Here is an 8,298-nt window from a genome sequence, read left to right as displayed (position 1 = left end):
CCCCAGCCGGTCGGACAGGCTCGCGGCCTTGGGCGCGTCGTCGGCGTCCTCGTGCTCGTCGTTGGCGGCTTCGCCTTCGGTGCTGCCGAAACCGCGCCGCAGCTTTTCAAGCGTGCGCAGCGCCTTCGCCTCGGCTTCGCGCAGCAGGCCGCGATGAATGACGGCCTCGCCGCTGCGGTCGATGGTGACGATGGCACCGGCCACCTCGCGCACTTCGGGGGCATAGCCTTGTAAGGCGTCCTCCGCGTCTTGCAGTTCCCCGACCACCTGATCGCGCCGCTGTTCCAGTTTCTCGGCCTTGGCCTCGTCCTCGCTGCTTTCAACTTGGCAGGCTTCTTCCAGTTCGGCTTCGATCTTTTCGAGGCGGGTTTCCAGCGAGGCGATGCGGCGAGCCTCGCGGCTGGTCGGCTCGCGGCGGTGGCGCGGGGCGTTCTGGAACGCCTGCCGTTCCTCGTAGGCCAGATGCGGCACGGCCTCCACCCATGCCCATCCCTCGGCGCGCACGTCCTCGGCCAGCATTGCCAGCTTGTCGCGCACCAGCGTTTCCAGCACTGCGGTATCGGTGAGGTAGGTTCCGGCATCGCCTTCTGCGAACAGGTCGCGGCGGATGCCGCCGCCTGCCTGCCGGTAGGCGTCCAGCCCGACGAAGCGCACCAGCGCGTGCGCGGCGTCGATTTCGCGCTCGGTCAGGCGCTCGCGCAGCTTGGACGGGCTGCGCTGCCATTCCGGCGCACCATAGAACGCGGCTTCCTGCGCGGTGTGGTCGTCGGTGATGGTCAAGGCCATCAACTGTTCCAGCGTCGCGGCTCCGGCGCGGTAATCGGCCAGCAGGCGCGGCGAGACGTTCGCCAGCTTCAAGCGGCGCTGCACCACCAGCGGGGACACGCCGAAGTCTGCGGCAATGTCCTCCACCGAGCGGCCTTCCTTGACCAGCGCGGCGAAGGCCGCGAACTGGTCGGCGGGGTGCATGTTCTCGCGCTGCACGTTCTCCGCGAGGCTGACGGTGCGGGCGGACGCATCGGCCACCAGCAGGCACGGCACTTCGTAGTCGGCGGGGATGCGCTTCTTCTTCGCCAGCAGCTTCAAGGCGGTCAGGCGACGGTCGCCTGCGACGACTTCGTATTGCTCGCCATCGGCGGCGAGGATGACGATCAGGTTTTGCAGCAGGCCGATGCGGGCAATGCTCGCGGCCAGTTCGGGGATGGATTGGCGCGGGGTCGTGCGGACGTTGCGCTTGGAGCGGCGCGGCAACAACTGCGAGAGGGGGACCAAGATCAGGTTCTTGGTCGGGTCGGCCACTTCCAGCGGTGCGGCGGCTTCGATGGCGACGGCTTCGGTTTTGAGTACGGCGTTCATGGTGATAACTCCTTGCGGTTGGGGTGCAGCAGCGAGAGAAGCGGCAAGGGCTGCTGCCTGCCCCTGCCGCGTGGGGATTCAGGCTTTCAACTGGCGCAGGCCATCGGCCAGCAGCCACAGGGCGCGGTTCAGGCGCACGCTTTGGTCGATGCCCTGCACGGGCCGGGTGGTCTGGCGGCGGCCATTCGCGGCGCGGGCGGACAGGCCGCCTTTGGTCAAGTTCTCCTGCGTGCGGTTGAACACGCTCCACAGGTCGCGGCGGTCGTCGTCATGGCGGCGCGGCCTCAGGATTTGCGATTCCGTGATGGGCGCGGGCTTGTCCTCGTCGTACTTCAACGCCAGCGCAGCGCGGGCGAACACTTCCGATTCCCCGGCGTCCAGCGTGATCGCGCGCATGGCATCGCGCGATTCCTGCGCCCGGTCGAAGCCGTGCAGGACTTCGTAAGCGCCTTCGATCACCTGCGCCGCCACGTCGCCCTTGTGCGGTACGCGCACGTCGGCCACGGTGTCACCGCAGACAAGGCCATTGCTGCAAACGAAGCGGAACATCCCGGCCAGCATCTGATAGCTGCTGGTGCCGTCATGGGAGTTCAGCAGGATGATTTCGTTGGCCTCGCGGCCGTTGATCTGGCTGGCGTGGCGCAGCCGGATCATGTGCTTGGTGTAGTCACGGCGGTCGTCGTGGCGCACGCGGGTTTGCGTCACCATGAAAGGCTCGAAGCCTTCCCCGCGCAGTTCTTGCAGCACGGTGGCGGTGGGGATGTAGCTGTACCGCTCGGAGCGGCTTTCGTGCGGGGCTTCCGCGTAGATGGACGGGGCCACGGCCCGGATTTGGTCATCGGACAAGGGACGTTCCGAACGCAGCACCGGGGAACGGGAAGCGAAGCGGGATGCGAGTTGCATGGCATTTCTCCTGACAAAGAAAAAAGGGTTTGCTGTTCACCGCATACCGGATTCCTAGATTCGGAAGCCCAGCCTTTCGGCTGTTCGGTGCGGTCGGCACGAGGAACCCGGTTGGCCCTGTTGCCACCGTCTTTCCTGAGTTCATCGCCCGCGACGGTCAGGAGCGCGCGGACGGGGGCCGTCAAGGAGGCAAGCGCAGGGTGGGTGCGGCCCGCAGGCGCAGCCGAGGACACGGCCCTGCGCGCCTTGACGGCACACGGCCGCGGGCTACAGTCGCGGTGAAGGTGATGAAGTCAGGGGAGACGGCTGGACATGGCCACGGCCCCTCAATACGCCGACCGCACGGCAAGCGAAGCGCGCAGGCCCGGATCTAGGAATCCGGGCCGGAGGCGTCAGCCGAGCGGAGCGAGGGAACGATGGAAGCCCGAAGGGGGCGAGACTCGCGTAGCGAGGCTCGATGCGCAGCACGACAGCGCGACCGGCCATGTTTCTTGGCCGGGGACGCACGACTGTCCTACGATCCCTCTATGGAGGAAACCATCATCAACAACGACGATCGTTTGGAGCACATGCTCCACCGCTCCAATGCCTTGCACGAACGTCTGGATGAACTACTGGGCGACGCCGATTTCGATGGATCGCCCCGTGGCGAGTCAGCTCTTGGCATGTGCCTGGTCGCTATGGAGCATGCAACAGCGATGCGAGCATTGATGGCGCTGCGACTACCCTCGTCCGCCGTCGGCCTCATGCGCCTGCAGTTCGAGGCCCTGACGCGGGCAATGTGGCTGCTCTACGCAGCCAGCGACGCAGCGATCGACAAGCTGCTGGCGCCACTGACGCTGCAGAGCGAACAGGCGGCCAAGAACTTGCCTGGCGCCAGCGAAATGATTGAGCAGATCGGCAAGCGAGTCGGACAAGGCGCGCCGGCGGCTGCGCACCAAATGCTTTCGCATTTCAAGGATGTGACCTGGCACGGCATGAACTCGTTCGTGCATGGCGGCATTCATCCACTGCGGCGCAGTGCCGACGGCTTCCCGGTCGATCTTGCGCTACAGGTACTGCGCAGCTCGAACGGTCTGACGACCATGACCGGCATGACGATGGCAGTCCTCACCGGCGACGAGGCCGTGGCCAAGCCCGTGAGTAAGATCCAGCCGGCATTCGCCGACTGCCTGCCGGATCTCCTGAAACCTTGAACGAGGCATCTTGCGACGCCCCGCGCGAAATCATTCGATGATCCGCCCGGCCAGCCGCGCATCGCGCGCATAGGCACTCAGGCGCTTCTCGGCACGGAAGTGCAGATCGCGTTCGACCGGCAACCCGAGCCGCCCGCGCACGGCCGCCAGCTCCTGCAGGCTGACCCAGCCGATTTCCGGCATCCCCAGGCCCAAATCGCACAGCCCAAAGGCGTGGTCGTGGTCATCGGGATCAATCTCGGTCAGCAGCCAGGTCGCGCCGGCGTCCGGCGTGAACAGCTTGACCACGGGGGCCGGATCGAAGTCCGGGTTCTCCAAGGATTCGCGGCCGTTGGCCAGCAACACGATGCGCTGCTCGTCGGTGATGAGTGCGTTGTTCATGGTGAACTCCTGAAAGGAAGCCGGGCGGAATTGCCCGACCCTTCCGGGGCACGGCGCAGCGCAAGCAGTCAGGGGTCAACGACGGCCGCCAGGACGCAAGCGCCATCGGCGCGCAGCCCTTGACGGCGAGAACGCCGTGGCACGATGAAGGGAACAGCAAGACCGCCTCCCTCGCACCTCCACGCACCCGGGTTTTCGGCAAGTGCGCAGCACGCGCAGGCCCGCGAGGGCCGGAGTTGCGCCGCCGGGCGCAGCAAAAAGGGGGCCGAAGCCCCCAATGGTCAAAGCAGGCCGCGTTCGGCGAATGACGTGGTGCGAGTCCCCGCAACGATGACGTGATCCAGCGTGCGAATGTCCACCAGCGCCAGCGCCTGCCGAAGCTGCGAGGTCATCGCCTTGTCGGCCGCGCTCGGCTCGGAGTTTCCGCTCGGATGGTTGTGCGAAACGATGACCGCCGCCGCATTGAGCCGCAGCGCCTGCTTCACCACCTCGCGCGGATGCACCTCGGCGGCGTCGATCGTGCCGCGGAACATCTCCACGTAGTCGATCAGCCGATGGCGCGTGTCGAGGAACAACACCGCGAAGACTTCGTGCTCGAAGCCGGCCAGCTTGGCGCGCAGGTAGTCCTTCACCGCCTCCGGCGAAGTGAACGCCTCGCCGCGCTGCATCTTCTGTTCGATGACCTGGCGCGCGGCTTCCAGAATCTGGTCGGCGTCCGCCAGCCGATAGCGCCCACGGCCATCGCGCACCATCAGCGGGGTGTCGAGAGTGAGGGTCAGTTGCGACATGATCGTGCTCCGGTTGCTCGGGCGGAATTGCCCGGAACCGGTGCCAGCACGGCGCAGCGCAAGCAGTCAGGGGTCGCAGACGGCCGCCAGGACGCAAGCGCGCATGGCGCGCGCCGCCCTTGACGGCGAGAACGCCGTGGTACGGTGAAGGGAAACAGCAAGACCGCCCCATGCCATACACGAACCCTGGCAAGCGGAGCGCGCAGGCCCAGCAGGGCCGGAGGCGTCAGCCGAGCGTCGCGAGGGAACGATGGAAGCCCGCAGGGGCGAGACTCGCGCAGCGGGGCTTGATGCGTAGCACGACAGCGCGGCCCGACCGGGGACGCCCGAAATCGGCTATCTTTGAAGGAGATTCCCGCATTGGGTTTCGTAAGGTCAGATAGGCGAGAACACTGAAATCACAAGGAAGAGCATGGCCGCCCTCTATCAACTTGCAGTGCTTGGTTCGCCAACCGACGCCCAGATTTCTGAGCTTGAAGAAATCGTCGGAACTGCCGTAGGCATGTTCAACTTGCGACTAGGACATGAAGTTGGATGGGAGGTGCGCCCGGAAGCGTTTAACCCCGACCAACAGCGCTCATCCGCTGCAGTATTTTTCGGGGGCGACAATCCACCTCTCGCCAACGTGGCGAAGTTGCTGGAGCGAGGCATCCCGCTACTGCCGATAGCATCCGACGTCAATCGAGTTAACGCAGAGATTCCTGAATTACTGCGACCTCTCAACTGCTTAGCCTATGCCGCCAACGGGTCACAGCGTGTCGCGACCGCTTTACTTGAGTGTGCGGGGTTGCTACCTCGCCAGCGTCGAGTGTTCGTAAGTTACCGCCGGGGCGAAGCCCGTGAGGCAGCCTTGCAGCTCTTTGACGCCTTATCTGCTCGGCTATTCGATGTGTTTCTCGATACGCATGGGATTCCACCTGCGGAAGATTTTCAGACGATGCTATGGCATCGCCTTTGCGATTCCGACGTTCTTGTGATGCTTGACACGCCAGGCTACTTTGAAAGCCGCTGGACAAGCGCAGAGTTCGGACGCGCTCTGGCGAAAGGCATCAGCGTCTTACGGGTTGGCTGGCCAGACTGCACGCCATCTGCGCGAACAGCCACCGCCAGTCGCGCAGAATTGTTGCCCGACGAAGTGGATGCGGCCACAGGACGCCTCGCGGACAGCGCTGTGGAGCGAATCTGTCTACAGCTCGAAGAAGTTCGCAGCCAAAGCCATGCGGTCCGTTCCGTCAATCTAGTGAGCAATTTGCGCAACGCTATTCAAACGATTGGCGGTCAACTTGTCGGCGTTGGACCGAACAAGGCGGTCTATATCCGACTGCCGGATGGCCGGAATGTCGTCGTCTACCCAACAGTTGGTGTCCCCACGTCGACCACGTTGCATGACGCATCCACCAATTCGCCAGATCAATCGGTTGCCGTCGTTTACGATCATGTTGGCTTGCATCCCCGGTGGCTGGGGCATTTGGACTGGCTGGGCCAGCATATCCACTCTGCGCGGTGGGTCAAAGCCAGCGAGGCTGGATGGCAATTTGCGGACTGGGAGGCCTGAATCGTGAGCGCAATCTTCCTTTCAGCCAGTGTCCCACTTGTCGGCCGCGGCTCGTATCACGAGACCGCCAATCCATTCCTCATCCAATGCGCTGTGAGGGAACTGGTCATGGCCGTCATTCGTCAGCACAAGATCGTGTGGGGAGGCCATCCCGCTATCACGCCTATGATCTGGAGCATTTGTGAGGATTTGGGTGTCGATTATTCTGGGGCCGTGGTTCTGTATCAGAGCACGTTCTTCAAGGATCGTTACCCGGAAGAAAACGACCGTTTTCACAATGTAGTATTCACCAATGCAGTTGCCGGTGACAGAGAGGCGAGCCTGCTGCTAATGCGGGAAGAAATGCTGTCGCGCGATGATCTCGTTGCCGCTGTTTTCATCGGCGGCATGGAAGGAGTGGAAGCCGAGCATGAACTCTTCAGGAAATTCCACCCCGCCGCCAAAGTTCTGCCCGTACCGTCGCCAGGCGGGGCGGCCTTGAACTTGGCCAAAGATCAAGGTTATTTCGCCGATGCGGATCTTGGTGATGTGGACTTCGCGCAACTCTTTCACACGCACCTCGCATTGAACATTCAAGGTGCAGCGAGTTGAGTCTCCTCTGCAGATTTACATGATCCAACAAAGGACTCGCCATGCCACGGAAAATCTTCTATAGCTTCCACTATCAACGCGACAGTTGGCGCGCCTCCAAGATACGGAATATTGGTGTTGTTGAGGGCAACCAACCAGCAAGCGATAACAAATGGGAAGAAGTGAAGCGAGGCGGCGAGGCCGCAATCAAGCGCTGGATCGACGATCAGCTGCAAGGACGGACATGCACAATTGTTCTGGTCGGAGCCGAAACGGCGAATCGCCCCTGGATTCGATATGAGATTGAGCAGTCATGGAATAGTGGCAAGGGACTCTTGGGGATACGAGTCCATAAGCTGCTGGACCACAACCAGCAACCATCAGTTGCCGGGGCCAATCCATTTGACTCATTTACCTTGAACGACGGTAGAAAGCTATCCACCGTCGTCCGCATGTACGATCCACCAGGGGCCACGAGCAGTGCGGCCTATAACCACATCAGTGACAACCTGTCGGGCTGGATTGAAGCGGCGATCGCTGCGCGCTAAGAAGCCAAGCCTCTCGTCAAAACAACGACCCAGTGCTCATGGGGCGCCCATAGAGCTCCGAGATTTGCCTCTGGAACTGGGTCTGTCCTCCATAGCTAGGATGCCTCACGCAAATCACGGGTACGGAATCCGTGATGCGATGGGCCGCAGCGGCGGCATCGTTGCCGATGGCGACGATGCGAGAGGGACGTAGCAAGACAATGAGCTGTTGGAGCAGTTCTTCGCCGGCTCGCCTCTCACGCGCGTTGTGCTGCCGGTTGGTGAACGGATCTCCTGATTCGTGCGGATGCAGAGGGAAAACGTTCCAGAGGAAGATGCGGGCATCAATATGTTCCAGCATGCCCCATATGACCGCGGCGGTTCGTTCGGCCACAGCACTGCCTATCGTCGGCCGTTCGGCGACCTGGTCGAGATTCCAACGCCTAGCGTGCTGGCTTATGTGAAGGTCGTCGGTCAGGGCTAACCCAGTGCGGCGTCCTCCGCGATATCCGAGGTCTCGTCCAATCCATATCGCGTCTACGGGTTCCTCGGTTGCACGACGCAACATGGCGGACAGTGCAGCAGCACGGCGACGTGGTGCATCGCGTCGATCATGAACTTCACAACGATCCGAATACGGATTGAAGCAGTCTTCGAACTGCAGAGAAGCAACTGCATCAACGAACGGGTGGATCTTCATTTTTCAGACTCAAGTGGCATGTATTTGATGGTGCGTTGTTCTCGGTTTCCAATGATCCAGCCGCCTTGATTTTCCTTGAGCTGGCGAAAGACAGCATAGCCATCCAGGATTGCCTTTTCCCAGAGCTTTAGCGGACATTTCTCCACTTCGTAACCACTCACGAACTCACCAATGGTCTTGAGAACCCCAAGTGAGACCTTTTCCTGATTCTCGAAGAAATTCAGCTCCTTGGCTCTGGAGAAAATCCACGCTGAAAGCCCTTCTTCCACGACGATGGCCCGACTGCCCGGCGTCAACTATTCTGAGCGGCGAGCGTCAATTA

General features: G+C 62.2%; 10 protein-coding genes. 4 read left to right on the top strand and 6 right to left on the bottom strand.

Annotated elements, in window-relative coordinates:
* Positions 1-1,356: ParB/RepB/Spo0J family partition protein (locus tag APY03_RS44540; protein WP_232324421.1), on the bottom strand; the 1,356-nt coding region annotated here is incomplete at its 3' end.
* 78 nt (positions 1,357-1,434) lie between these two features.
* Positions 1,435-2,259 (bottom strand): DUF932 domain-containing protein, encoded by an 825-nt coding sequence (locus tag APY03_RS26745; RefSeq protein WP_015014844.1) that lies wholly within the window; start codon positions 2,257-2,259, stop codon positions 1,435-1,437.
* A 527-nt stretch (positions 2,260-2,786) separates the two neighbouring features.
* Here APY03_RS26745 and APY03_RS26740 point away from each other — a divergent pair.
* Positions 2,787-3,455, top strand: coding sequence for a DUF6988 family protein (locus APY03_RS26740; RefSeq protein WP_013721782.1), 669 nt, complete (start codon positions 2,787-2,789; stop codon positions 3,453-3,455).
* 30 nt (positions 3,456-3,485) lie between these two features.
* Here APY03_RS26740 and APY03_RS26735 read toward each other — a convergent pair whose 3' ends face one another.
* Positions 3,486-3,836 carry a DUF2958 domain-containing protein gene (locus APY03_RS26735; RefSeq protein WP_013721783.1) on the bottom strand — a complete coding sequence of 117 codons (351 nt, stop codon included), beginning with the start codon at positions 3,834-3,836 and terminating at the stop codon, positions 3,486-3,488.
* A gap of 281 nt (positions 3,837-4,117) precedes the next feature.
* Complete coding sequence (radC, locus tag APY03_RS26730) at positions 4,118-4,624, bottom strand: RadC family protein (protein WP_013721784.1); 507 nt, start codon at positions 4,622-4,624, stop codon at positions 4,118-4,120.
* A gap of 412 nt (positions 4,625-5,036) precedes the next feature.
* Between radC and APY03_RS40635 the strand changes: the two genes are divergently transcribed.
* The 3 genes from APY03_RS40635 to APY03_RS40625 are packed head-to-tail and all read left to right on the top strand — an operon-like array spanning position 5,037 to position 7,297.
* Positions 5,037-6,179 carry a toll/interleukin-1 receptor domain-containing protein gene (locus tag APY03_RS40635; RefSeq protein WP_013721785.1) on the top strand — a complete coding sequence of 381 codons (1,143 nt, stop codon included), beginning with the start codon at positions 5,037-5,039 and terminating at the stop codon, positions 6,177-6,179.
* A 3-nt stretch (positions 6,180-6,182) separates the two neighbouring features.
* The gene (locus APY03_RS40630) at positions 6,183-6,770 is read left to right on the top strand and encodes an SLOG domain-containing protein (protein WP_043565517.1); all 588 of its coding nucleotides are present in this window, start codon (positions 6,183-6,185) and stop codon (positions 6,768-6,770) included.
* A 41-nt stretch (positions 6,771-6,811) separates the two neighbouring features.
* Entirely contained in the window at positions 6,812-7,297 is a 486-nt protein-coding gene (locus tag APY03_RS40625) for a TIR domain-containing protein (RefSeq protein ID WP_011805825.1), read from the top strand.
* 16 nt (positions 7,298-7,313) lie between these two features.
* Here the strand turns inward: APY03_RS40625 and APY03_RS26720 are convergent, their stop codons facing one another.
* A complete protein-coding gene (locus APY03_RS26720) occupies positions 7,314-7,976 on the bottom strand; it encodes a uracil-DNA glycosylase (RefSeq protein WP_011805824.1) in 663 nt (220 codons plus the stop codon).
* The gene (locus APY03_RS26715) at positions 7,973-8,272 is read right to left on the bottom strand and encodes a hypothetical protein (protein WP_068681659.1); all 300 of its coding nucleotides are present in this window, start codon (positions 8,270-8,272) and stop codon (positions 7,973-7,975) included. Before APY03_RS26715 ends, APY03_RS26720 begins: the two co-directional genes overlap by 4 nt.
* Positions 8,273-8,298 lie beyond the last annotated feature (26 nt).

The organism is Variovorax sp. WDL1 (assembly GCF_001541225.1).
In the GTDB taxonomy this organism is placed as follows: Bacteria; Pseudomonadota; Gammaproteobacteria; order Burkholderiales; family Burkholderiaceae_C; genus Variovorax.
The sequence above is the reverse complement of the archived record's forward strand: the minus strand, read 5'-3'. Positions and strand labels throughout refer to the sequence as shown.